The sequence below is a fragment of the Bacteroidota bacterium genome, assembly GCA_016713765.1.
GTDB lineage: Bacteria > Bacteroidota > Bacteroidia > AKYH767-A > 2013-40CM-41-45 > Pollutiaquabacter > Pollutiaquabacter aromativorans.
Genome location: JADJON010000001.1, coordinates 217,806 through 242,766, shown reverse-complemented (window position 1 = coordinate 242,766; position 24,961 = coordinate 217,806). Strand labels below are relative to the sequence as shown.

Annotated in this window: 16 protein-coding genes and 2 pseudogenes; 6 read left to right on the top strand and 12 right to left on the bottom strand. The window is 53.7% G+C overall.

Going from position 1 to position 24,961, the window contains the following annotated elements:
• Positions 1-84 precede the first annotated feature (84 nt).
• Complete coding sequence (locus IPJ96_01130; protein MBK7908950.1) at positions 85-1,293, top strand: DEAD/DEAH box helicase; 1,209 nt, start codon at positions 85-87, stop codon at positions 1,291-1,293.
• A gap of 5 nt (positions 1,294-1,298) precedes the next feature.
• Here the strand turns inward: IPJ96_01130 and IPJ96_01125 are convergent, their stop codons facing one another.
• The 4 genes from IPJ96_01125 to IPJ96_01110 all read right to left on the bottom strand — a co-directional run bounded on the left by IPJ96_01125 (position 1,299) and on the right by IPJ96_01110 (position 9,758).
• Entirely contained in the window at positions 1,299-3,611 is a 2,313-nt protein-coding gene (locus tag IPJ96_01125) for an FdhF/YdeP family oxidoreductase (GenBank protein ID MBK7908949.1), read from the bottom strand.
• A 94-nt stretch (positions 3,612-3,705) separates the two neighbouring features.
• Complete coding sequence (gene fdhD, locus IPJ96_01120) at positions 3,706-4,560, bottom strand: formate dehydrogenase accessory sulfurtransferase FdhD (protein ID MBK7908948.1); 855 nt, start codon at positions 4,558-4,560, stop codon at positions 3,706-3,708.
• A complete protein-coding gene (locus IPJ96_01115; GenBank protein MBK7908947.1) occupies positions 4,557-5,150 on the bottom strand; it encodes an NTP transferase domain-containing protein in 594 nt (197 codons plus the stop codon). Before IPJ96_01115 ends, fdhD begins: the two co-directional genes overlap by 4 nt.
• Positions 5,151-5,249: 99 nt before the next feature.
• Positions 5,250-9,758 carry a PKD domain-containing protein gene (locus IPJ96_01110; GenBank protein ID MBK7908946.1) on the bottom strand — a complete coding sequence of 1,503 codons (4,509 nt, stop codon included), beginning with the start codon at positions 9,756-9,758 and terminating at the stop codon, positions 5,250-5,252.
• 514 nt (positions 9,759-10,272) lie between these two features.
• On the opposite strand from IPJ96_01110, the gene IPJ96_01105 reads away from it, so the two are divergent.
• Both IPJ96_01105 and IPJ96_01100 read left to right on the top strand, forming a co-directional pair.
• On the top strand, positions 10,273-10,536 hold the full coding sequence (locus tag IPJ96_01105; GenBank protein MBK7908945.1) for a hypothetical protein: 264 nt from the start codon (positions 10,273-10,275) through the stop codon (positions 10,534-10,536).
• A gap of 8 nt (positions 10,537-10,544) precedes the next feature.
• The gene (locus IPJ96_01100; protein ID MBK7908944.1) at positions 10,545-15,032 is read left to right on the top strand and encodes a T9SS type A sorting domain-containing protein; all 4,488 of its coding nucleotides are present in this window, start codon (positions 10,545-10,547) and stop codon (positions 15,030-15,032) included.
• 9 nt (positions 15,033-15,041) lie between these two features.
• Here the strand turns inward: IPJ96_01100 and IPJ96_01095 are convergent, their stop codons facing one another.
• From IPJ96_01095 to IPJ96_01085, 3 genes and pseudogenes are all read right to left on the bottom strand, one after another.
• Positions 15,042-16,454 (bottom strand): TolC family protein, encoded by a 1,413-nt coding sequence (locus IPJ96_01095; protein MBK7908943.1) that lies wholly within the window; start codon positions 16,452-16,454, stop codon positions 15,042-15,044.
• Complete coding sequence (locus tag IPJ96_01090) at positions 16,454-17,842, bottom strand: HlyD family efflux transporter periplasmic adaptor subunit (GenBank protein MBK7908942.1); 1,389 nt, start codon at positions 17,840-17,842, stop codon at positions 16,454-16,456. The genes IPJ96_01095 and IPJ96_01090 overlap by 1 nt, the downstream gene beginning before the upstream one ends.
• Before the next feature lie 3 nt (positions 17,843-17,845).
• A pseudogene (locus IPJ96_01085) lies at positions 17,846-19,719 on the bottom strand (ATP-binding cassette domain-containing protein).
• A gap of 23 nt (positions 19,720-19,742) precedes the next feature.
• Here IPJ96_01085 and IPJ96_01080 point away from each other — a divergent pair.
• Positions 19,743-20,156 carry a hypothetical protein gene (locus tag IPJ96_01080; protein MBK7908941.1) on the top strand — a complete coding sequence of 138 codons (414 nt, stop codon included), beginning with the start codon at positions 19,743-19,745 and terminating at the stop codon, positions 20,154-20,156.
• 181 nt (positions 20,157-20,337) lie between these two features.
• Positions 20,338-20,631: a hypothetical protein gene (locus IPJ96_01075; protein ID MBK7908940.1), complete on the top strand. Its 294-nt coding sequence runs from the start codon at positions 20,338-20,340 to the stop codon at positions 20,629-20,631.
• A 55-nt stretch (positions 20,632-20,686) separates the two neighbouring features.
• Here IPJ96_01075 and IPJ96_01070 read toward each other — a convergent pair.
• A pseudogene (locus tag IPJ96_01070) lies at positions 20,687-21,198 on the bottom strand (DUF1905 domain-containing protein).
• A 150-nt stretch (positions 21,199-21,348) separates the two neighbouring features.
• On the opposite strand from IPJ96_01070, the gene IPJ96_01065 reads away from it, so the two are divergent.
• Positions 21,349-21,720, top strand: coding sequence for a hypothetical protein (locus IPJ96_01065; protein ID MBK7908939.1), 372 nt, complete (start codon positions 21,349-21,351; stop codon positions 21,718-21,720).
• Between the two features lie 41 nt (positions 21,721-21,761).
• Here the strand turns inward: IPJ96_01065 and IPJ96_01060 are convergent, their stop codons facing one another.
• From IPJ96_01060 to IPJ96_01045, 4 genes are all read right to left on the bottom strand, one after another.
• Entirely contained in the window at positions 21,762-22,640 is an 879-nt protein-coding gene (locus tag IPJ96_01060) for a HAMP domain-containing protein (protein ID MBK7908938.1), read from the bottom strand.
• Positions 22,641-22,771: 131 nt separating this feature from the next.
• Positions 22,772-23,140: a hypothetical protein gene (locus IPJ96_01055; GenBank protein MBK7908937.1), complete on the bottom strand. Its 369-nt coding sequence runs from the start codon at positions 23,138-23,140 to the stop codon at positions 22,772-22,774.
• Positions 23,137-23,826 (bottom strand): response regulator transcription factor, encoded by a 690-nt coding sequence (locus IPJ96_01050; GenBank protein ID MBK7908936.1) that lies wholly within the window; start codon positions 23,824-23,826, stop codon positions 23,137-23,139. The genes IPJ96_01055 and IPJ96_01050 overlap by 4 nt, the downstream gene beginning before the upstream one ends.
• 315 nt (positions 23,827-24,141) lie before the next feature.
• On the bottom strand, positions 24,142-24,861 hold the full coding sequence (locus tag IPJ96_01045; GenBank protein ID MBK7908935.1) for an outer membrane beta-barrel protein: 720 nt from the start codon (positions 24,859-24,861) through the stop codon (positions 24,142-24,144).
• Positions 24,862-24,961 lie beyond the last annotated feature (100 nt).

Below are 24,961 nucleotides of genomic sequence, written 5' to 3'. Positions count from 1 at the left end.
GCGTACCTTTGCTTCGTGGAACAACCGACACACTATTTCGAAGATCTGGGCCTATGCGACAGCCTCCTGGACGGCCTGGACGCAATGGGATTCCAGTCTCCGACACCCATACAAGCCCAGGTGATCCCGCTCATCCTGGATGGACGGGACCTGATCGCCTGTGCACAGACCGGTACCGGCAAGACCGCAGCGTACCTGCTTCCGGTGCTGGACAAGATCTCCCGGCAGGAAATTCCCCATACCTCCGCGCTGGTCATCGCGCCCACGCGTGAACTGGCATTACAGATCGATCAGGCCCTGCAGGGTTTTTCTTATTTCACCCACGCCAGCTCGATTCCGATCTATGGCGGCAACGACGGCATGTCGTTCGACCGGGAGAAACGGGCGCTGACCGACGGCGCTTCCATCATCGTCGCAACACCGGGTCGACTCTTGAGTCACCTCAACCTCGGGTATGTCCGATTCGATCAGCTCGATACGTTGATCCTGGACGAAGCCGACAAGATGCTCGACATGGGATTCCTCGACGACATCCTGCGCATCATCAGTTTTCTCCCGAAGCAACGGCAGAACCTGATGTTCAGCGCGACGATGCCGCCTAAAATCCGGGAACTCGCCAAGCGCATTCTGCAGGACCCGGCCGAAGTGAACATCGCGCTCAGTAAACCCGCGGCCGGCGTTGATCAGAAAGCCTATGTGGTGTATGAAACCCAAAAGGGACCGTTGTTGCTCGAGATACTGAAACAACATGCGGACAAAACCGTGATCGTGTTCGCGTCGCGAAAGGTTACGGTCAAGCAATTGGAAAAGGAGCTTCGTCAGGCCAAATTGCCGGTCGAGGCTATCCACAGCGACCTTGCACAGGAGGAACGCGAAAACGTCCTGCTCCGTTTTCGAAGTCGTACGACCCGTATTCTGGTGGCCACCGACATTTTATCCAGGGGTATCGATATCGAAAACATCGGCATGGTGATCAACTACGATGTGCCTGGTGACGCCGAAGACTATGTACACCGAGTCGGGCGCACCGCGCGAGCCGCTACAACAGGGGAAGCCATTACCCTGATCAGTGAATTGGATCAACGACGCTTCGGGCAGATCGAAAGTCTGATTGAAGCAACCGTCCCCAAGATGCCGCTCCCGGAAAAAATCGGCAGCGGTCCGGCTTATGACCCCGGTCGCCGACCGCCCGGTAAAGGACGTCCATCAGGAAAAGGCGGTCGATTTAACGGTCGAAGCGGACGTGGTCATCGGGGAAAAGGAGGAGCCAAACCGGCTCCACGCCCCAACTGAACGGATTAAACTGCCGATTTACGAATCCGGATCACGACCGATTTCGAGGTCGGGGTGTTGCTTTTTTCCGCCACACTGCCGATCGGCACCAGAACATTCGCCTCCGGAAAGTAAGTCGCCGCGCATTGGCGAGGAATATCAAACGGTACGACGATGAACCGATGCGCCACCCGCTCAGTTCCTTCGAACCGGTTGAAAAGATCCACTACGTCACCACCGGACAATCCCGCATCAGCGATATCGTCCGGATGCAGGAAGATCACCCTGCGTTCGTTGTAAACTCCCCGGTATCGGTCGTTGAGACCGTAGATGGTTGTGTTGAATTGATCGTGACTCCGAATGGTCATCATCAGGAACTCTCCTTGCTCCAGCGGAATATCCGTGACACTGGCTGAACTGAAGTGCGCCTTTCCGCTGAGGGTTTCAAACGTTCCTTCCCGCGTACAGTTGGGCAGGTAGAAGCCGCCCGGTTCCCGAACGCGCTCGTTGTATCGTTCAAAACCCGGAATGGTACGCTCGATGGCATCACGGATACGGTCGTAATGCTGTTCAAACGAATTCCAGTCGATCCGACTGCGACTTCCCAATGTCGCCTTTGCAAGACGGGAAACAATCACCGGCTCGCTCAACAATTGGTCGGAGATGGGCCGCAGGCTGCCCTTGCTGAGTTGCACGACGCCCATTGAATTTTCACAACTGATGAATTGTCGTTCACCGTTGATCACATCCAGATCGCTTCGGCCATACGTCGGGAGTATGATCGCCTCCTCGCCGTGAATGAGATGACTGCGGTTCAATTTTGTGGAGACGTGAACGGTCAACGCGCACTTACGAAGTGCCTCGGCGGTATAAACGGTATCCGGAGTAGCGGAAAGAAAATTGCCGCCCATGCCGATGAATACCTTGGCCTTCCCTTCGTGCATCGCGTGAATGCACTCCACGGTATCATAACCGTGTTCTTGCGGAGGCTTGAAGCCGAAGGAGCGCTCGATCTGCTCGAGGAATTTCGGAGACGGCTTTTCGTAGATTCCCATCGTACGATCACCCTGAACATTGCTGTGGCCCCGAACCGGACATGTGCCGGCACCGGGTTTCCCGATACTTCCTTTCAGCAAGAGTAGATTCACCACCTCTTTGATCGTATCGACTGCATTCTTGTGTTGGGTAAGTCCCATCGCCCAGCAGGCGATGATCCGTTTCCGGTTTTTCAGTACCTCGACTGTTTCATCGATCTTCTTTTGAGATATGCCACAATTCCGCAACAACTCTTGTTTGGACGAACGGAAAATTTCCTGAGTGTACGCATCGAATCCGCTGGTATGATCACGGATAAAATCATGGTCCAGCACTTTACCCGGCTCAGAACGTTCCGCTTCGATCAGCGCACGGTTGATGAGTTGCAGCAATGCCAGGTCGCCGTTGATGCGCACTTGCAGAAAGATGTCCGTGAGCCGGGCTTTGATACCCAGGATGCCTTTCGCGGTTTGCGGATCGTTGAATCCCATCAGGCCGGTCTCCGGCAGGGGATTCACCGAAATGATGACAGCGCCGTTCTCTTTCGCCTTCTTCAGGGCCGTCAGCATTCGTGGATGATTCGTTCCCGGATTCTGACCGAGAATGATGATCACTTCCGCGTGATTAAAGTCTTCCAGCGTTACAGAACCCTTTCCGATCCCCAATGATTCATTCAGTGCAACACCGGATGATTCATGGCACATGTTGGAGCAGTCGGGCAGGTTGTTCGTGCCGTATTCCCGTACGAATAGTTGATAAAGAAAAGCCGCTTCATTGCTTGTCCGGCCCGAAGTGTAGAAAATCGCTTCGTCGGGACTCGCCAATTTGTTGAGATGCGCGGCGATCTTCCTAAACGCATCGTCCCAGTTGATCGGACGGTAATGCGTTTCGCCCTTACCCAAAAACATCGGTTGCGCGATCCGGCCCTTCTTTCCGATTTCGTAGTCGTTGAGTTGCGAAAGGGCAGCTACACTGTTTGCAGCAAAGAATTCGGGGCCGAGCTTTCGGGTCGTGGCTTCTTCCGCGATGGCTTTGGCTCCGTTCTCGCAGTACTCGGCGATGGTCGACCGCTCGTCGTCCGGATCCGGCCAGGCGCAGCCGGGACAATCATATCCGTCCTTCTGGTTCAGCTTGAGCAACGCCTTCATTCCGCGCGCCACATCCATTTCACGAAACACATGAACAGCAGCGGCCGCTACTCCGGGTATTCCGGCCGCAGCGGTCTTCAGTTTTCCCAACCGGAGCCCCGTAAAACGCTCGGGGTTTTCAGGATTGGGGAGAGCGGAGTCTTTCTCTTCTGCCATGCAATGGGGTAGGTGGATTAGTTGAAATCGTTGCCAAAGGTGCCGATCCCGCAATAAAAATACTGTCCTTATTGCACGTGTAAAATACGATTCGTCAGTGGCGTATTCGTTGAGGATGTGAATAAACATTGAATCGCCCTTCCCGCAAAAAACCAACCAGGGTGATACCCGTTCTTTGTGCAAGGGAGACGGCCAGATCGCTCGGCGCTCCTACCGAAGCAACCAGCGGAATACCGGCCATGGCGGCTTTCTGAACCAGTTCAAAGCCCGCGCGTCCGCTTAGGAAAAGCGCATATGTGTCCAGTAATTCATCACCTTTTGCGAAGCTGGCTCCAATGAGTTTATCGACTGCGTTGTGTCGGCCGACATCTTCCCGCAGCAAACGAACGGTTCCTGATGAGTCGACGAGCGCTGCAGCGTGTAAGCCGCCAGTATGCGTGAAGACGGTTTGAGCGTTCCGTACCGCTTCGGGCACCGTCGTGAGTTTGATTGCGTCCAATTGGAAATTCTGAGCATGTGCACTTTGTGTAGAAGGACAAAGCTGATGAACCGCTTCCAGGGAAGTTTTTCCGCACACGCCGCAACTCGAGGAGGTATAAACGTGTCGTTGGAGGCGCGCAAGGTCTACCGGTACTGCTTCGTTCAATTCCACCCGGACAATGTTCTCCTGCTCTTCCTTACGACCGCCATCCGTGCAGTAACGAACCGTGTGCACGTCTTGCGGATGTTGTATGACACCTTCTGTCCGCAGAAAGCCGAGTGCCAGCTCGAAATCATGTCCGGGCGTCCGCATGGTGACGGAAATGCTCTCTTGCTCCCGTGATTCCCGCGGACCCAATCCCAGCCGTATCTCCAGCGGTTCTTCCCGAACAACTAGATCGGGGTCTTCCGACCAGCTTCCACCACTGAATCGCCTGATCCGGACATTGCTTACCGAAGACTGACTCATGATCGTAGGGTTTGTAATGTCAGGAGATAATCTTCCCGTGTATCAATGGAGCGAATCCAACGGGGATCTTCCGGTAAAAGAGGATCTTGCTCCAGGGAGTGGAGAAATTTCCGGAGTGAACGACCGCCTTTTTCGAAATATAGAAAAAGCGTTTCCCGCAGGGATTGCCGATAAATACCCAACAACGGTTCGGGCTCTTGGGTTTCGTTGTTGTGAAAGCCTGACCAACCTTCCGAGGCGTCGGCTTGCAGGAGATATTCCACTGCCGGTACGCCGAAAAATGGATAATCACAACCGACAACGAACCAGTCCACGTCTGGAAAAACCGTCCAGGCTGACAACAAGCTGCCGATGGGTCCATTGCCGGCGAAGCGCGGCAGGTCGCTGATGGGAAGATGATGTTCGGGCAAGCTGCTCAGTTGGTCTTCACGGCATCCGACGTAGACACTCGTGCAAGATCGTCTCAGCAAGTCCACCATGCGATCTGATTCCGGAAGCCCGTGATACTCCAGCGCAGCTTTTGCGCTACCCATCCTACGGCTTTCGCCACCGGCAAGCACGAGTCCGTATAGCGGTGTGTTCTGGTGCATGATTTGCGCCGGCAATTCCGATGGCTTAAAGGTACAGAAATGAAAAACGCTCCTTGTCATGAACATGCGTCCATCACAAGGAGCGTTTTACCTGTGCAATTAGCGTACTACCGAAACGTGTCCGAGGTACGTATGGTCTTTGTCGAAGATGTCCACCACCCGGATGCGGTAGGTGAACACTTCATTCTGTACCGGATCATCCATCGATCCGTCCCAGGGTTTTTCGTAGTCGTTGGTATAGTAGATTTGACGACCCCAACGGTTATAGATCCATAACTCATACGTTTTGAACGAGGTGCCCAAACCTCGGAACGTGTCGTTCACCCCATCACCGTTGGGGGTGAAGGCGTTCGGTACATAGAAGTTGAAGCCTTGTTCGACGCGGATCGTACCAATGGCGGTGTCAGCGCAACCGTACTGGTTGATCGTATACAAGGTGACCAGATAGGCGCCCACCTGCGTGTACCGGTGCGTGGGCTCATGCAGGGAGGTGCTGGTACTGTCGCCAAAGTCCCACTTGTACGAATCCGCTTTGATGGTGGTATTGTCGAAGCTGATCACCGGTTCCCAGATCGTCGTTACCGATGGATTCGGGATGAACCCGGCGACAGGCTGCGGCCATACCGTGATGATGTTCGGAAGGATGGTGTCGGCGCGGCAACCCTCATTGCTTGTCACTACCAACATGACGGTATAAGTGCCTGCTTTCTCGAATGTGTGGGAAGGTTCGGCGATCGCATCGCCCGCTCCGTCGAAGTAGTTCCATTCGTAGGTGTTGATGTCGCCTGCGCTGGTATTCAGGAAAGGTACGGTCAGCGGTTCACAGCCATTGATCACCAACGGCTCGAAGGATGCAACCGGCATCGCGAAGACTTCGATCGAATCGATATAGTCGGGTCCGGGGCAACCGTTGTAGGAAGAATGGAGGGTTACGGTATAAACGCCGGGAGCCGAATAGCTAACGGGTTGAGGGTTCTGATCGGTGCTGGTCGGCGTGGAAGCGGATGGACTAAAATCCCACTGGAGATCAACGCCCGGGAACACCAAGCCGCCTGCATTAAAGGTGAAGGCATTGTCTTCCAGACACTGACCGGTCGGTCGGGCAAAGGTGGCGGCAGGAACCGGGAAGGCTGTTACATCAACGGTATCACGGTTGACACATCCATAACTGGAGGTCACCGTGAGAATGTACCGGTCCGTGCGGTTATTCGTTCCAATGTTATTCAAAGAAACGGAGGTGGAGCTCGCGGCGGGATCGGCCAGACCCAATGCCGGGGACCAGGAATAGGTTTCTCCGGCGATCGGAGGGGCGCCGATGTTGACGGATGTTCCGGAGCAATCGCCTACGTCAAGGCCGGCATGCGGCACAGGCAGGGGAGCGATGAACGTGTTGAGCGTGGTAACAGGGGATACGCAACCATTCTCCGTCACCGAAAGCGTAACAGCCGGATTTCCGGAAGTATTCCAAACGACACTATAGGGCCCTGAACCACTTCCGGCGAGTACCGAACCGCTGCCGAAGTTCCAGGTATAGGTGGCGGCAGCGCTGGCGCTTCCCGTGTAGGAAATTGACAGCGGATCGTTCACGCATACATTCGGCGGGATGCTGAATGCCGAGGTCGGGATTGGATAGATGCGAACGTTGAAGGTGGACGAATCGCTGCAGCCGTTTTGCGATACCAACACGGAAACCGTTGCCGTGCCATCGGCCGCCCAGCGTACCGTGTAAGGGCCGGCTCCGCTACCGGACACAACGGTTCCGTTTCCGAAGTTCCAGCTATAGGTTGCTCCGGGGATCGCGGTACCGGTGAAGGAGATTGCATTGTCGCCGTTGACACATACGGTCGGAGATCCGCTCACGGCGGCGACCGGATAATCATACAGGGTCACCTGTTGGTTGGTGACCGGTGAGGTACAACCGTTCTCTGTGACGGTAAGCGACACGGCGTAGGTGCCCGCATCGTTCCACGACACATTCAACGGCCCCGGACCGCTACCGGACTGTACGGTACCATTGGTGAAGGTCCAGTTGTAGGTCGCGCCCGCTCCGGCTGTGCCCGTGTAGGCAAACGACATGGGAGTCCCTTCGCAAACAGGAGTGGGCAAGTTGAAAGTCGAATTCGGAATCGGGTTCACCCGCACGTTGAACGTACTGGTATCGCGGCAGCCATTCTGGTTCACAATCAGGGTGACCGTTTCATTCCCCGCGTTCGCCCAATGGACAACATACGGACCCGAACCCGAGCCGGAACCTACTGTTCCACTGCCGAAGTTCCAGTTGTAGGTAGCCCCGGCGATCGCCGTTCCGGAGAAGTTGATGGTGTTGTCTTCGTTGATGCATACTGCGTTATCCGCTGTGAAGGCGGCAACAGGATAATCGTTCATCGTTACCGCTACACTGGTAGGTGCGGAAGTACAGCCGTTTTCGGTGACAGTAAGACTGACGTTGTAGTTGCCGGCGTTGTTCCACTGGATGCTGTACGGACCTTGACCCGAACCACTGAGCACCGTTCCGCCGTTGAAATTCCAACTGTAGTTGGCAGCGCCACCAGCCGTTCCGGTATAGGTGACGGTCATCGGCGTGCCTTCGCATGCTGACGATGGAACCGTAAAGGGAGAGGTCGGGATTGCGTTTACTGTAACGGCAAAGTTAGCGGTGTCGCGACATCCGTTTTCTGTTACGATCACCTGAAGATTCGGATTCCCCGGAGCGGCCCAATTCACATTGTAGGGCCCCGCGCCGGAGCCCGAAGTGACCGTGCCTCCGCCGAACGTCCAGGCATAGGTGGCACCCGCGCCGGCCGTACCGTTGAAGTTGATGGCATTGTTCTGTCCCGCACAAACGGCGGCGGCTGCCGAAATCGAAGCATTGGGAACCGCTTGTATCGTTACTCCCTGAGACGCGGAAACGTTGGAGCAACCGGTGGAAGAGACATCGACCGTGACGTTGTAGTTGCCCGGTGTGTTCCAGACCACGTTATAGGGACCCTGGCCCGAACCCGACACTACGGTACCACCGGCAAAGTTCCAGTTGTACGTGGCGCCTACTCCCGCTGTACCCGTGAAGGTGATCAGTGAAGGACTGCCTGCACACACGTTGGAAGTGGTAAACGAAGCGGTTCCGCATTGCTGGATCTGCACTTGTTGCGTAAAGACGTCGGTGCAACCGTTGGGGCTGGTGACCGTCAGGGTAACCGTGTACGTGCCACCGCTTCCGTAGATGTGCGAGGTATTGTATAGCGAGGAAGGAGGAGACCCGTCGCCAAAATCCCATACGGCGCTGAAGCCGCCCACGCTGGTGTTGGTGAAGGTGAACAGGGTGCCGGGTAATTGCATTCCGGTAGGGCTTACCGTGAAGTTGGCGTTTGGTGCGGGTATGACACGGATCACGATCGGTGCACTGGCTGTTTGAGCGGGCGTACCATTATCCGTTCCTTCGAGAAAGATCGTGTGATAGCCTACGTTGCCTGGTTGTCCGATGATCTGAACCTGTTGAAGCGCGATGTTACCACTGGTACTGCTCAGTGTACTGACACCGGGCATACCGTTCGCGTTCACGTTGGGTACGGTGATCTGACCGAATTCAGGTGAAAGGTAAACCGCATCGATGATGAGGGTGTCGTTCTCACACACAGACAATGTATCGCACACCTGATCGGAATTGATGAGTGGAGGGATGTTGGAAGTGCCGCTGACACAGACGTTAAAGAGGAACGTCTGGTTGTCGAGCATGTCAATGCCGTCGTTCGCGCCGAACGGACCGTCGTAAGCGGCACCGGCCTGATCGTACAAGCCGATCTGGATATAGTCGATGCCATTGCCTTTGTTCACGCCCACAGTAGCGGCAGTTCCGCCGAAACCGCCGCTTCCTCCGGAGGCGTCGCCGGTTGTCCACTGCATGTCACGGTAGCAGAACTGAACGTTATTTCCCGGAGGCAGCAAAGGATCACTGCCATCGGTCATGATCAGTTGGAAGGTGTTGAGTAAGTCGTCGTGATTGCCGAAGTAACCGACACTTTCCCATTGCACCACGAGGTGAGTAGCCGTGAGCTGATAGTAAACCAACCCGCTGCCTGCTGCGCGGGTATCAACGTCACCCCAGAACGGAGCGATCATGGTGTAGGTCGGATCCGGAAAAGTGTTCGCGGTAAAAGTGGAGTAAGGCGCGCCGATGGAGACGTTACCGTTATTATTCAAATAGACTTGTGTGACCGTGGTACCGTAAAAGCAAAAATTGAATGGAAGGTTGATGATCGGGGTGGTCCAGTCGTCGTTTCGATATTCCGGTGCAACACCGGGACCACCACTGCCTCCGCTTCCGTCGAATTGACCGATCTGCCAGGTAGCATCCCGTGGGAGCCAGCAATTACAGGAAGTAGCCGTTGTCTGATTCGGGATGACTACACCCCGCTGGTTCGACGCGGGCATGCTGATCGGTTGCGCACTGTAGTTGACATACTGTTCCTTTCCGGTCATCTGTCCCATGATCTTTAAACTGTCGACCCAGGATGTGCGAACCGTTTTAATGTCCTGTTGTCCGAAAGCCGGCAATGCAAAAATGCAGGCCAACAGCAACAGCATTGGTAAGTAGGAACTTTCCCTTTTCATGGATGATTTTAATGAATGACCAGACCGCACACCTGACGCAACCCGTCTGTGTGAAGACCTTTTCAAATATATGAAATACAAGGGGTAAGGAAGTGAAGGAATTGCCGACCGGTAATAAATTCCAATTGGAATGGACGATTACTTCTATGAATAGGACAAGACCAGAGTTGCGTTCAGGCTTAATTTATTTGCAGGCCGGATTCCCCAACTGTCTAGAATCATTTACCAAGTAAAACATACATTTTACCATTTATCATATCAAATTAACATTTTGAGCATTAACATGGTATATATTTGCAAAGTACCCTCTCTGAATTATTGATCCATTTTAATCCCATATTAATTGTAAAAGCCTTAAAATCAAACAAATATGAGCGCCTGTGCAACTCTGCAGCACAGGGTCTTGGTTTTATCCTGTTTTTGCTTGGTTTTATTCGGAATTGCTTCGAAAGTCCAGGCACAAGCCCCTGTAATTGACAACACCCGAAAGGAGTTGTTGCTCTCCTTACCGTTAATGTCTGACAAAACCGTCGACATCATGTTAAGCTCCCTTCGGGACTTTGCCGGAGTAGCGAAGTTGGAAGCCTGTTATGAGCTGCAAGTTGTGATCATTGCATACGATGCGGAACGAATCGATTCCGAAGAACGTCTTTTGTCCATCATTCGAAGCCTTGAACTCAATTCTCCCATCGAGCTCAAGAACGCTGCTGATATACCGAAGATCAGAAGTGCATACGAAATCACTGTTCATCCGATACAACCAACGACCGCCCGCTGATACAATTCATGCGACGAACGATACGCCATATCTTATTGATCGGGTTAACGCTGCTGCTACTTTCTGGCGCGGAGCGCGCTTTGGCGCAGTCAAATAACCTTTGTCCGACCGGTAGTGTTCCCAGTTTAACAGTGAACAATTGTGCCGGTGTCACGGATTACACGGTTGCACAGTCCTTTACGGTTGATAATACGGCGAATGTCGCATCAGCGACAGTTTGCGTATCGACCGCGAATAACCGCCGTGACGGTTGGTATCGATTTACTGCGACGTCGACCTCCTCTACCATAGAAGTCACGGTAGCCCAGGGAACCCGCAACATCGCTGTTGCGGTGTACACCGGAACATGCGGCGCCATGACGGAAGTTGGATGTGTCAACAATGCCGGTAACGGCGGTACCGAGACCATTACGCTCACTACGACTATCGGAACTACTTATTATATCCGATTGATCCGGATCAACTCCGGCAGTACCGGAAACGATATCGATGGTACGATTGCCGTCCGTTCACCACTCGGCAATGATAATTGTGGTGGCGCCATCGTGCTCACGCCGGGCGCACCCGGGGCTGCCTGTTCATCCGTATGCGGAACTACCTTCGGCGCAACCGGATCAACACCTGCTACAGCGTGTTCTGGTACGGCTGATGACGACGTTTGGTACAGTTTTACCGCGACGCAGATCAGCCATAGCATTACCGTCGATGGAACCGGAAACTTCGATCCTGTAGTCGCCCTGCTTTCCGGCGGATGTGGAGCTTTGACCAATCAGGCGTGTTCCGACCTGACAGGAAACGGGGGCGTCGAAACACTCGTCTTTAATAATCTGGTCGCCGGCCAAACGTACTTTATCCGGGTTTATGATTATGATAACGGCGCCCCATCCGATTACGAATTCACGATCTGTGTCACGACTCCCATCCTCCCAACCTGCCCCGGTTCGATGGGGTTGGGCGTAGTCAACGTTGCATCCCTTCCGTATTCGTCCACCGGTCGTACCACGACCGGTCGCGGTAACGAGTTCACCGCGAGCAATACCGTTATTTGTGGAAACTCGAATTACTATCAATCCAACGACGAAGTTTTTGTCTTTACTCCTGCAACTTCCGGACTGGTAAGCATCGCGGTTACAAGTGGCAGCACCAATGTGGGTATCATGTTGTACAACGGTTGTCCGTTCATCGGACAAGGCGGCACGTGCGTCGATTATTCCCAAAGCACTTCCGGCAACCAGTTTCTTTGTGTGAACGTGGTTGCCGGCAATACCTACTACCTCCTTGTCGACCGCAATGGCGGCACCAGTATCTCCAACTATAATATCACGATCTCCGCCCCATCGGTAGGAGCTCCGCCCGGATCGACATGTTTCAACCCGGTCGTCATCGCCGCGCTCCCCTACACCGCAACCAACCAGACTACTCAGTGTAAACTGAACGATTATAACAACAGCAGTACCGGTTCGTGCATGACGTTGTATGAAAGCGGGGAAGACATGGTGTTCCAGTTTAATTCCACCGGAACACAATGCATCCGCATCACACTAAGCAATACCTCCAGCACGGCCGCGGGTTTTCAGTTGTATGAGAATTGTCCAGGCAGCGCCGGGGCCAACTGCCTGGGCGCGGTAGGTGGCGGAAACGTTTCAGCCAATTTCTCCTTACCTGGTGCCGGCACCTATTACATCATTGTAGACAGTTGGGATCCGCCCAGTTCGGTAGGGTTCGACATCAATGTCACTACCTCGCCTATCACCTCGTTTAACGACCTGCCCTGTAACGCCACGTTCTTGCCAATCAACACGAATCTGAACGGTAACAACAGTTGTTCAGGCGGAACAGGAGAACCGGGAGCACCCTCCTGCTGGACAGGCGGGGAACTCAATACGGTTTGGTTCCGTGTGCAACCCACCGGGACCAGTTTGACGATAAAGACATTTTTGGGTACGTTGGCAAATACGCAGATCGCAGTGTACCAGGGAACCTGTTCCTCGCTTACCCAGGTTTCACCGACGGGTAGTTCCTGTAATCAGGATATCACCTGCGGTACGAATTCCGTCAACAACTCCCAGGTGACGCTTACCGGCCTGACTCCCGGAAACAACTATTGGATTCGCGTGGACGGCGAGAACGACATGACCGGTACGTTCGGAATCATCGCTGTGGATGGCACGAACGGACTCCCAACCGTATATGGACAGGAATGTCAGAGCCCACTGCCGGTTTGCCAGAATTCCTTGAGCGTTGGTAACCCGGGTTACAGCGCGTTCGGAAACAGTTGTGATTTCGGCAGCTTTTTGAATTGCCTCCTTTCCGGAGAACGGGCATCTGCGTTTTATAGCATCCCCATCAATGCGGCCGGCAATCTCGAATTCGACATTGTTCCGAATGACTGGCTGGGGGCACCCAGTACGACCAGTACCGACTACGATTTCGCTATCTGGGAGGTCGGAGCCAGTGGATTACAATGCAATCAACTCGGTTCAACTGCACCGGTACGGTGTAACTACAGTGCACTTGGCGTGACAGGACTTAGCGGAACGGGAAATTCACCTGGCGCATATCCGGGTTTCAATGGTGCCTATGAACCGGCTATTGCCGTAGCTCCCGGGGAGGTATACCTGCTCATGATCAGCAACTATACCAACAGTACGTCGGGCTTTACACTGAATTTCTCCGGTGTGCCCGATCCGGTGAATTATTCGGCTGTTCCATCGTCGATGAACTGGATAGGCGGTACGAATACGAGTTGGGGCGTATCCGGGAACTGGGGTGCCTGTAACATCCCGACTTGCGCGGTCGACGTGAACATTGATATTGGTTCCATCAATCAGCCGGTTGTCCAAAGCAACTATTCGGTCGGTAACGTATTCATCAATGCCGGCGCATCCCTCACCATCAATCCCGGAATTACCTTGTCCGTTTGCGGCGACTTCATTAATAACGGCAGTTTGGTGATGCTACCGGGTTCCCAGGTACGCTTTGTTGGCTCCGGTAATCAAGCGGTCGTTGGAAACTTCACAGGGGCCAATCGCTTTGCCAATTTCACCATGGCGAAACCTTCCGGCTTGCTTGTGCTGGACTCGGATATTGACATTGAGGAGAATGATTCCCTGCTGATCGGTGGCCAGTTCGATCCGGCTTCTCACCGGATCCGCCTGAAGAAGAACTTTTATAATGCCGATGGCGCGAATACGCATGTCAGCCCGGCGGCAGGAACCACCTATGAATTCAACGGTAATGCCGTACAGGTGTTCCGCAATGACGGCAGCGATATCGTACTCGATACCGTCGTCATGAACCAGGCACCGGCATCCAGCCTCCAGTTGAGCCCTTCCGGCAACAGCGAGCTCATCGTTGCAGGCCGGCTGACGTTGACGAGCGGAAAGATCGTGACCGGAACGGAAGAAGTCGACGTAATCAACGGGGACAACGCCGCGGTGACTTCGGGCAATGTCAACAGCTACGTGGAAGGAAAGTTGATCCGCGCGCTTCTGCCCAATGCGACCGGCATCTATGACTTCCCGGTCGGCAACGCGGCTCGTGGCTACGAACTTGCGCGATTGGATTTCACAACACCTACCCAGATTCCCGAGATTGAAGCGGAGTTCTTCTCTTGGGGTGCCGTTCCCAACGGGCCGGCTTCCAGTGAGTGTGTCTACGCCGATTACTCCCTCAATCCATCCCTTAACCATGGTTACTGGACACTGACCGCGTCTTCCAACGGAAACACCGGGGTCTACGATATCACGCTCTTCAACCGCAGCTACACCAATGCCGTTGCCGGCGGAGGCTGGTCGGTGATGAAGCGCAGTCCTTCGGGATCCGGTCCCTGGTTCCTGGACGGGACCTGCGTGCTGACCAGTACCATTACCGCGAGTACACGTACCGGACTGACGGGCTTCTCGGATTTCGCAACTGTACAGTCGAGCTTTCCCCTTCCAATCGAGCTGCTCTCATTCACCGCTAAACTGGTCGGCGATCAGGTGTTAACACAGTGGTCGACCGCAACGGAAACCAACAACGATTACTTTACGGTGGAACACAGCACCGATGGAATTAATTTCGAATCAGTCGGTGTAGTTGACGGCGCCGGAAACAGTGTGCACACTTTGACGTATGCTTACGTGCACGAATACCCTGTACGGGGAGTCAATTATTATCGATTGAAGCAGACCGATTACGACGGCCGGTCAGGTTATTCCGATGTCGTAGCAGTGAAAGTGGTACGAGCCCCTTCTGGCATTTCCGTTTACCCGAGTCCGGCAATCCAGGACATCACCCTCGAGTTTTCCTCCACGCGCGGCGAAGCCGCCAGCATTCAAGTGACGGATGTTATCGGTCAACTGGTGATTGAAGAGTCCATCACATTGGAAAAGGGAACGGTGTCCCGAATCCTTCCTGTAAAAATGCTGGCCGACGGATTGTACACCATCACCATCTATTCGGATCACGATTGCTGGCGTACTACCTTTGTGAAAGGGGAAGCACGACCCTGAGCGTACCGATTATTCTGCGATCAAGCGACCCGCGCTCCACGACAGGAATGCCCTGCTCTTTCCGTACTTCGCCTTTAACTCCGCCAGCTTGATACGGCTGTTGATGACGGCGTTTTCGCGGGAGTTCACCAGGAAAAGAAAACTTTCGCCGTTCTCAAATTTGTAAAGCTCGCCGGCTAAAAGTTTTTCCGCATTCTCCAACTGTTGCTGCTGAATGCGTAATTGAAGTCCCAGGTTATTCAATTCATTGTAGGCGGCACGTACCTGGTTGGTGATTTCACGGTTGGTTTGCAGTTGCTCTTGCTCCGTCTGGTTCATTTTGATCTTCATCAGGTTGAGCTTACCACGCTCTTCGCGAAGGAACAACGGCATCCTAAAGGATAACCCCATTTTGTAATTCTCCTGATAGATCGGTTGTAATCCGTTCTCCAACAGTCCGTCGGCACGCGGCGCAAGGAAATTATAATCGAGGTTGAGTTTTGGCCTCAGCTTCTCAGCCGCCCATCGTTTCTCGATTTCAAGTCCCTGCAATTTGGTGCGGAGCTTGACCAATTCGGGGTGGTTGCTGTTGGCCGAATCGAGCATTGCGTTGAGTGATGCGGCATCCAGCGTATCGATAACGGTTCCTTCAAAGGTCGGGACCACTTCCGCCGTCATCTCCAGCGGAGCGCCTTCGGGGCTCCAGAGGTGATTCGACATGATCAGGCGGGCATTGGTGAAATCGAGCAACGACTGATTCCGGATGTTCTCCCGGTTCTGGACTTCAATCAACGCTTCCAGCGAGTCGATCGCGGGCTGATCGCCGAACAACACGCGCATCCGGATCGCGTCGAAGCGTACTTCCGCCAGGCGGAGTGATTCTTCGTGCCATTGCAGTCGCGTAAACGCGTAGGTCCAGTCGAGGTAATCCTTGTTGACCTGCAACAGCAGTTTATTGATAAGCTTGATTTGCTCCGCAGCAGCCAACGTTCCCAGCAATTGTGCCTGGCGCACGGTAGCGCGTCGCTCGTCGATCAGGAGCCCTTGTCCCAAGGGCACGCTGACCCCCAGGAAACTTAACCCTTGTCCGGGCGTGACGCGTTCGGAATCGAGGTACGGGCCGCGACTATTGTCGAAACCCGCCTTGATGTCGGTTCCGAACCAGACTGGAACGACCAGCGAGTTTTCCCAGCTTTTCCAGTATTCCTTTCCTTCGAAATTCTTCTCATCGAATCCGCTCTTCAATACCGGATCGAACATCCCGCGGGCCATGCGCAGCTCCGCCCTGGCAGCGTCAGGCAATAGCGCTGCCTGCTTCGCGACCGGATGATGATCCAGCACCAGTCGGTACACTTCCCGAAGTGAAAGCGTACGCGTGCTATCCTGAGCGGTTGCCAGCAGTGTACACAGCGTCAGGAGTACCAGCAGCGTGGAGCGCTTCATTATTCCTTCTCCTCCGATTTACCAGGTTTCTTCTTTTCGCCCGCACTTTTCACATCGACCGGATTGGTCGACACCTTGGCCGTACCGAGGTAGTCGGGCGGGAACCCGTTGAATTGACGCCAGAGTTCGTACCAGATCGGCACATCCTTCAGCATGATCCAGCCGAACGTACCTGAGCCGACCCGTATCTGTTCCGGCCAGGGCGTGTCATCGGGATCCGGAACAACAAGGATGCGGTACTTTCCCTGTGTATCGAAGTTGTCAATGACAGCTACCACGCCGCCAAATGTTCCGAACGAATAGTTCGGCCAACCGGAGAAGACAAGTGCCGGCCAGCCATCGAACTGCAGCCGGACCTTTCGGCCTTTCTCGAGGAGCGGGATATCCATCGGCTGCACGTACAATTGGATGGCGAGACTCGGATCGGACGGCATGATGGTGCAGATCACGTCGCCTTCCGCGATGTTCTCGCCCACACCCGACACTTTCGCCTGTACGACATACCCGTCTTGCGGAGCCGTGACGAAGTAGAACGAACTGCGTATGCTGAGGTTGGAGAAGTCGATGTTCATCTTCGCGATCTCCGCCTGGGTCTCATAAAGATAGGACAGCGCGCTGTTCAGTTCCGACTCCGCTTTGCTGATCTTGTTGGAGTATTCGGCTTCGAGCGAACCGAGTTCGATGTTCGCGTTGATCAGTTCGTTCCTGGAAGTAAGCAACTTGTTCTCGACCGCCACCTGCTTGGCGGTGGTCTCCTGCTGTTTGAGGTTGCGGCGTTCCTGTTCGGTCAGCGCGATCAAGCCCCGCTTGAGCAACGAATCGGCGCGGCGGGCCTGGACACGGGCGATCTCCATATCGACGCGGATGGCCTGCAATTCGGCACTGTCGCTGAGGATCTTCAGCTCCGCCTGCTTCACTTTGTTCCGGGCTTTTTCCAGGGAGAGTACTTTTTCTTTTTGCAAGGCGCTGATCTGTTGCGCAAGCGCGGAGACCTTGGCGGCGGTAGACGATTGTGAACCCTCCTTCGCTTTGATCTGGTCGCTTACGCGTTCCAGCAGTTTCGGGTCGAAGAATTTTTCCCGGATCTCGCTGATGCGAACGATCGTGTCGCCCTTGTGGACGAATTGACCTTCACGAATGTACCATCGTTCAATTCTTCCCGGGATAACCGATTGCAGTGATTGCGGCCGGTCTTGTGGCAGGTAGGTCGTCACCGAGCCGCTGGACCGGATATTCTGTGTCCAGGGCATGAACAACAGCAGGAAGAGCAGGATGAAGATCCCGGAGGTGATTCGTGCGAACTTCTTCGCATAGCGCGTATCGCGCACGAGGCTCGCCGCTTTGAAGGGCAGCGACCGGTCGTTTACCGGAGGTATGTTCTGTCCCATGGCTTAGAGGCTTGCTGGATAGTTTTGAATGAGTTCGCGAAATTCTTCACTGCGGGAGGACAATGCGTCGAACGTTCCCTCATCGACGATACGGCCTTCCTTCATGACCACGACCCGGTCGACCGCCGTCAATACGACGGGATCGTTCGAAATCAGGATGACGGTCCAGCCGTAGTTGCGGTCGAGAATCAATTCCAGGATGCGCTTCTTTTCCCTCCGCTCGACACCAAGCAGAAAATCGTCGAGGATGAGCAACGCGGGATGTTCCACGATGTTCCGGGCGATGACGATCTTCTTCACCATGCTTTCCGGCACCCGAACAGGCCCGCCGACCAGGCGCGTATTCAAGCCTTCCGGTAAACCCGAGAGAAAGTCATTCAGACCGGCCGCTTTGCATGCCCACAAGACATCCTCCATGGTGACGCCTTTCCGGCCGATGCTGATGTTTTCGAGTATGGTCCCGTCAAACAATGCTTCCTCAGAAACGAAATCGCCGACATGATTCATCAGCGAAGCCTTGTTGAGCTCACGCAGAGAAACCCCGTTGAACTGGATATTACCGGAGTAGGAATCGTACAATCCCAGGATAAGGTTGATCAGCGTGCTCTTGCCGCTGCTGTTGTAACCGGTGATCGCGATGCGTTCCGATGCATCAACCTTCAGGCTCACGCCGTTCAGGGTTGGTTGAGCGCGATCCGGAAACCGGTAGCCGAGGTTTTCGGTGCGGATGCTCAACCCGGAGTTCTTCGGTACTACCAGGTCGATCCCTTTGTATTCCTCGACCGGCAGACTGGTCACCTTGGTTATTTTTTCAACGCCGACGAGCACATCGTACACCTTGTCGATCTTCAGGATGATCTTTTCGATCGAATTGATGGTCATGATGATCACGATCTCCGCCGCAACGAATTGACCGAGGTTGATCTGCCGGTCTACGATCAGCACCGCGCCCAGGATGAGCAGCATGGCGGTTACGATGGTCTTGAAGACGACGAAGCTGTAATACTGCTTCTTCAACACCCGAAAGTGATCTTCCCGCGCCTGAACGTAATTGCTGACGAGGTGGTCGGTCTTGTCGAGCGCGAAGCTGGTGTGGCCGGCCAGTTTGAATGTGCTGAGCGTGCGCGCGATCTCTTCCAGCCAGTTGGCAACTCGGTATTTATAGTCGGACTCCGTCATGGCGGTGGCCAACCCTTTCGGACCGGTCATTCGCAGGATGAAGATCAGCAGGAAGACCAGGACCGAACCCATTACGATGAACAACGGATGATAGAACGACAAGAGCAGGATCCCGAAGATCACCTGCAAGGTCGCTGCCGTGATGTCGATCAACAGGATGGGAAGTCCTTTCTGCAGTGTGATCGTGTCGAAGAAGCGGTTCATCAGTTCCGGCGGATAGTATTGCAGGACTGATTCGAGGCGTATTCTCGGAATGCGCGAGGCGAACGAAAAGGCCGTGCGGGTAAATAGTTTCTGATGCAGGAATTCGACCAATTCCAACTGGTAGATGGTCATGATCCCGGAAAACACTATTCCCAAGAGGATGAATGCAATCAGCACCACCACGGAGGTAACGACCTGTCCGCTCGAGATGAACCCGATCAGGCTTTGAACCCCCAGGGAAGCGACAAGCTGATGATGCCGATCAGGATCGCATACAGGAAGATGTAGAGGATCTCTTTTCGCTCAGGCTGGAGCAGTTTCAGTAGTTTGGAAAAGAGTTTGAAACGAACGCTGCCGACATCGATGGCCCGGAGTTCTTCCGGCTCTTCAAAGTTGGAATGAGGGAAGCAGGTGATGACGACAATGCTGTCGGCTTCCGAAAGCCCGTCATGCCGCTGGAGATCACCGAGGTCCTCAACGCGCTCAATGCGCATGGTCTGTTCACCCTGTGCGGTGAATGCCGTTGCGAATCGTTCACCTTTTCCCGCATGGACCAGAATGGGATACAACGAAGTTCCTTTTTACTGAATACCAGGAACGGATAGCTGCCGCTCAAGGCGAGTTTGCTCAGCTCGCCAGAAGGCAAGTCGTTGGAAAGAAAAACAAGGTTGAATTGAGAACCGAATTCGGTGAGCTTGGCCAGGAATTCATCCAGCGAAAACTCCTGTTCATGGGTAAGCCTGGTCTGAAGCGCTACCAGTCGGTCAGCCTCCTGCGAAAAGCCATATTGCCGCAGGAACGCCTCGGCAATGGCCGGAATCAAAGTTGGTTGCATAGTGGTTCATCAGTGTGGGTGAATGAAACGCTGTTTTACGGCACAAAGAAAAACACCGGAAAGCTATCCATAGTTCAGCCATTAACGATTTTTTAGAATTAATCTAAAGAAATACAATCAACTCTATATCAATTACATAGATAATGGTTGTTCACAAGATCAGTCAATCGGAAAAGTGATATCGCCCGGGGAAGGGTCTGGGCTGCCCTTTGGCATGGCTTTCGTTAATACGAGGCCATCTTTAAACGCCAATTCGATGAAAACGCTCATCCTCAGCCTGGCCCTTGCCGGCATCACCAGTCTCACGGCCTCCGCCCAGACGTCCACCCCGGCGATCGGGCAAAAACAGGTCAACCAACATGAACGGATCAAAGACGGAGTGGACTCCGGACAACTGACCAAGAAAGAAGCCCGCCATCTTCGCGCGCGCCAGGCGAAGATCCGGCACGACAAACGGGTTGCCAGGATGGATGGTGTCGTGACTCCGGCCGAACGCAAGCAGCTACACAAGGAACAGCGTCGTGCCAGCCGGGCGATCCACCGCCAGAAGCACGACGAACAGCATCGCTAAGAGATTGCCACGGTTAGCACAACCGGTCGAAGAGGAAACTCTTTCGACCGGTTTTTCATTTCTTTCCGCTGGCGTTTCGCAGGATTTCTGCAAAACTCCAACCCTTGATCATACCATCGATCGTGGTGGCGATGCGTCGGGCACGCGTCACCTCGGTTTTCGCGCCATCGATCCACTTGGAATAATAACGCTGATGAGAGCCGGGAAGCTTATCGAAAATTTTCCTGGCTGCGGGTTCCTCTTCAAGGCAGGCCCGCAGGTCGGCGTTGATCTGATAAACGGATTCATCCAATTGCAGGTCCACGGTTAAACCGGCACCTTCTCTTTTACCAATGGCTTTGCGAAGCGCAGCATTCAGCGGCAATATGAAATCCCCGTTGCCGATGGGAATCAACGCGACCTTTTCAATGGGGAATCATCCAGTTTTCCTTTGACCCGGAACGAAGTTCGTTGACCCTTTTTAAGCCGGTTAGCCACATCGGCCGGAACATCAATGTACGTCCATCCGGATTTTTCACCCTTCTCCCGGAATTTCTGGATGATGGTCGTATAACGAACGCGTGCCATGTTGAGGGTCAAGATTATTATCAGTACCCGAATATTTTTGGGACCTCGATTATGTCCTGACAAAACTATTCCAATGAAAGTCATATCAAGAGACTCATCGACATCAATTCGTTGAACTGATTGCGGTTGATATTCCCTTAACTTTACCGCATGCCGGATGAAACGACAGCGGTCCAACTGCAAACCGCTACTGCAGTTGACGAAGAATGTCAGGTAATCGTTTTCTGCCATTACCGGGCGACCGGACCGGATCAATTGATCAGGATCTGGAGTACTACGGTTCTTCTGGATCGCTCATCCGCTCACGAAAGCAAATTGCTGTTCACGGATAATGTCGCGGTTGCGCCTCAATGGATGCATGTGCCGAACGGCAGCACCGCCCGTTTTACCCTGATCTTTTCCGGACTGCCGCGTTCCTGTACCAGCTTCGATCTGATCGAACGGATCCCGGAGCCGGGAGGGTTCGAGGTTCGGAATATCGGCCGGAACAAGACCGATGTTTACGAAGTGGAATTCCTTTAATGATTTTACTAAAACAGGATACCCCTTCGAGAACGATCGTTTTACGATTGAACGTAGGGAAGAAAAACATCCACACGGGTTCCGGTATCCGGGGTAGAAGATAATGACAAGTCACCGTGGTGGATCTGAACGATCCGTTTAGCCAGCGGAAGACCCAGTCCGTGACCGCCTTTTCTCGCCACTTCCATGGAGCGATAGAATGGCTCAAACACGTGCGGCAGATCAGCCGGGTCAATGCCGATCCCGGCATCCTCTATCCGAAGGTGCAAACGATCGCGCTGCGGTTCCAGGGATACGATGCAGCGGTGAGGGTCGGAATATTTACAACCGTTCTCGATGAGGTTGGAAACGGCCACACGCAGGAGATCTTCGTCCGCTTCGATCACGACGCTGTTCTCGTCCTCGATCTTTTCACTATAGGTCAGTTCAACCTCATAGTCGGGATGCTGTTTCCGTAGTTTACCAAGGATCTGCCAGATCAATTCATCCATGCGGACCTTGCTGATGCGTACCAGGCGGTCGTCTGCGTTTGCCCGGGCCAGGTAGAGCAGGCTGTTCAGCAATTGATTCAGATCACGGGTGTCGTCCAGCATGGAACGCAAGACGTTCCGGTACTCTTCCCCGCTGCGGTCCCGGATCAGGGTGACTTCAAGCTGACCGGTAATGGAGGTAAGAGGGGTGCGTAATTCGTGGGAGGCATTCGATACGAATGCGCGCTGGGACTCAAAGGAAGACTGGAGCCGGTCCAGCATCTTGTTGAAGGTAATCGCCAATTGCGCGATCTCATCCTTTCCATTGCCTTCCGGTATACGGATGCCCATGCTGGTGAAACTGATGCGTTCGGCCTGTCGGACGATATCCGACATCGGCTTAAGCGCACGCGCCGAATAGATGCGTGCGGCGATGACCGTGACGATCACACTCGCAATGAATCCGAAGATGAGTACCCAGAACAGGTTGTTCAGTTTGCTTCGGCCGTATTTGTCAAGTGCGGAAGCAAGGATAACATATTCATCATCCCCCTCAACATAGCGAAGCCCGATCGCCTCATTCAGTCCGAGGTGGAATCGTCGTTGTCCGATTTCCGGATCTCATTTAACAGGCTGTCGGAAACCGGAATCGATTCATCATCGACGGAATTGTAGATCAGCTTGTTGGCGGTGTTGTATACCAGTACCTTTTCACTGAACATCGCGTTGATGGAATTCTTATCGATGATCTTCAACATGTCGTTGTCCACCTCCTTCACCTCTATCAACAGGCGGGCGGTCGTCAGCGCTTTGGTCTCCAGGCGGGCATAGAATTCCTGCTCACGATAGGACGACGACAGCAGGTAGATGCCGGTCGCAAATACCAGTAGAATGGAAGTAACGATCAGGGTGAACTGGAGCGTCAGGCGCTCCCTGATCCTAATGTTCATGGGTTCGGCTGCCGGAGGATGTACCCACTGCCGACATGCGTATGGATCAATTTACGGATATATCCGCGATCGATCTTCTTACGCAGAAAATTGATGTAAACATCCACGAAATTAGTACCGGTCTCATATTGGATGGACCAGACGTGGCTGGCGATCTCCGCCCGCGTAACGACGCGTTCTGGATTGCGCAGGAGATATTCCAACAGACCGTATTCTTTCGGAGTCAGGGAGATCTTATTACCGGCACGATGCACTTCGCGCGTGTCCAGGTTCAGGGTAATGTCCGCATAACGGAGTGTGGACGGCTCCGATAACTCGGGCTCCGAGCGCTTGAGTAAGGCCTTAACGCGGGCCAGTAATTCCTGAAACTCGAATGGTTTGACCAGATAGTCATCGGCTCCACTTTCAAATCCTTTGAGCTTGTCGTCAATCGCACCCCATGCCGTCAGCATGAGGACCGGAATCCTGCGATCATTCTTTCGCACCGCCGCGCAAACTTCGAATCCGTTTTTTCGCGGAAGGTTCAGGTCGAGGATCAACAGATCATAATTATTGGCCTCCAGCATCGCAATACCCGATTCCCCATCGGCAGCCCAATCGGACGCGAGCGAGCTTTCGCTCAGCCCGGAGCGGATGAAGCCGGCCACTTTAGGCTCGTCTTCGACGATTAGAATTTTTCGTTCCATCAATTAAGCAAATTCGGCCGGTCTTGTATCCGGCAAGGTCAGGTGACCGCACTATTGTCAAAGGTCAGGAATTCCGGCTCCTGAATTTCATTAAAATGAAGTTAAACCTAAGTGAATTCTTGTATCTGACTTACCCTGAATAGCAGACGAATCGCGATTAGATTCGCCAACAAAACAATCGGAAGGATATCGGTCATTAGCCATTCCCGGTAAATTGAAATAATGCAACTCGAAACACTTAGCCTGGGTGAGTTTTGTTTCATGAAAACCGTTGAAGTCTTGTGAAGGGAATCGCCAATAAGGAAAACAGCTCGATCAGCGGTATCGGTAGATCACCCCGAATTGTAAGCCGGCACTATTCAGCCGTTCACGTATCGTTGTAGCTGCTGCGTCGTTTAGGGCAAACTGATAGGTTGGATCCAGATAGAATCGCAGGCGATGGCTATAATAGAATTCCATGCCTGCTGAAAGTATGGGTGTGATGGAGATCTTGAGGTCCTGATCGGGAAGCTGGTTGCGCTTCACCTCCCGTTCGCCATTGCTGAATTTGTACCGGGTGGAAACCGTTACGCCCAGGGTAATCCCAAGGCAATGCCGGCGGCGACGTGATAGCGCAACCGGAGCGGTAAACTGGTAATGGAGCCGCAACGGCACTTCCACATAACGGTATTGATGCCGGATAAGGATTTCGTCCAGCGCTTGTGTGACATTGGTCACGGTCACATAGTTGGTGTCGATCGCCGGGCCAAAGGTTTTGTCGGCAGACCGGTATTGATAACCCCGGATCGTGTAACGTAAACCGGCTTCCAGAATCCAATGAAGTGAGCGTTGCTTACGCAGCGAAAGACCGACGGAGTAACCCATCATCGGATCTTCGTGTTTTTGGCGATCGTTAAAGACCGCATTCAGACTGGAATCCGCTCCATCGTACCGTATTTCGCGGTAGCAACGGTCGATGGATAGAGTGAATCCAAAGGCCGTACGGTCGAAGACCGGTCCAGCTGGCGGGAGATAGGCCCGGGATGAGGCCGTCATGAAGCACAAGAAAACCATTGAAATCAGCCGGCTCCGCATATGGGTCAAGGTAGTATTATTCCCGAATCCGTAGTAGGATTCACATTGATTCATTGTAAGG

What these genes read in the sequence shown, in the direction of transcription:
- IPJ96_01050 (MBK7908936.1), bottom strand. Translation starts at nt 23,826, where the DNA reads ATGGAACGAAAAATTCTAATCGTCGAAGACGAGCCTAAAGTGGCCGGC.
- IPJ96_01055 (MBK7908937.1), bottom strand. Translation starts at nt 23,140, where the DNA reads ATGAACATTAGGATCAGGGAGCGCCTGACGCTCCAGTTCACCCTGATC.
- IPJ96_01090 (MBK7908942.1), bottom strand. Translation starts at nt 17,842, where the DNA reads ATGGGACAGAACATACCTCCGGTAAACGACCGGTCGCTGCCCTTCAAA.
- IPJ96_01115 (MBK7908947.1), bottom strand. Translation starts at nt 5,150, where the DNA reads ATGCACCAGAACACACCGCTATACGGACTCGTGCTTGCCGGTGGCGAA.
- IPJ96_01105 (MBK7908945.1), top strand. Translation starts at nt 10,273, where the DNA reads ATGTCTGACAAAACCGTCGACATCATGTTAAGCTCCCTTCGGGACTTT.
- fdhD (MBK7908948.1), bottom strand. Translation starts at nt 4,560, where the DNA reads ATGAGTCAGTCTTCGGTAAGCAATGTCCGGATCAGGCGATTCAGTGGT.
- IPJ96_01045 (MBK7908935.1), bottom strand. Translation starts at nt 24,861, where the DNA reads ATGACGGCCTCATCCCGGGCCTATCTCCCGCCAGCTGGACCGGTCTTC.
- IPJ96_01125 (MBK7908949.1), bottom strand. Translation starts at nt 3,611, where the DNA reads ATGGCAGAAGAGAAAGACTCCGCTCTCCCCAATCCTGAAAACCCCGAG.
- IPJ96_01100 (MBK7908944.1), top strand. Translation starts at nt 10,545, where the DNA reads ATGCGACGAACGATACGCCATATCTTATTGATCGGGTTAACGCTGCTG.
- IPJ96_01130 (MBK7908950.1), top strand. Translation starts at nt 85, where the DNA reads ATGGGATTCCAGTCTCCGACACCCATACAAGCCCAGGTGATCCCGCTC.
- IPJ96_01095 (MBK7908943.1), bottom strand. Translation starts at nt 16,454, where the DNA reads ATGAAGCGCTCCACGCTGCTGGTACTCCTGACGCTGTGTACACTGCTG.
- IPJ96_01065 (MBK7908939.1), top strand. Translation starts at nt 21,349, where the DNA reads ATGCCGGATGAAACGACAGCGGTCCAACTGCAAACCGCTACTGCAGTT.
- IPJ96_01080 (MBK7908941.1), top strand. Translation starts at nt 19,743, where the DNA reads ATGCCGTTGCGAATCGTTCACCTTTTCCCGCATGGACCAGAATGGGAT.
- IPJ96_01110 (MBK7908946.1), bottom strand. Translation starts at nt 9,758, where the DNA reads ATGAAAAGGGAAAGTTCCTACTTACCAATGCTGTTGCTGTTGGCCTGC.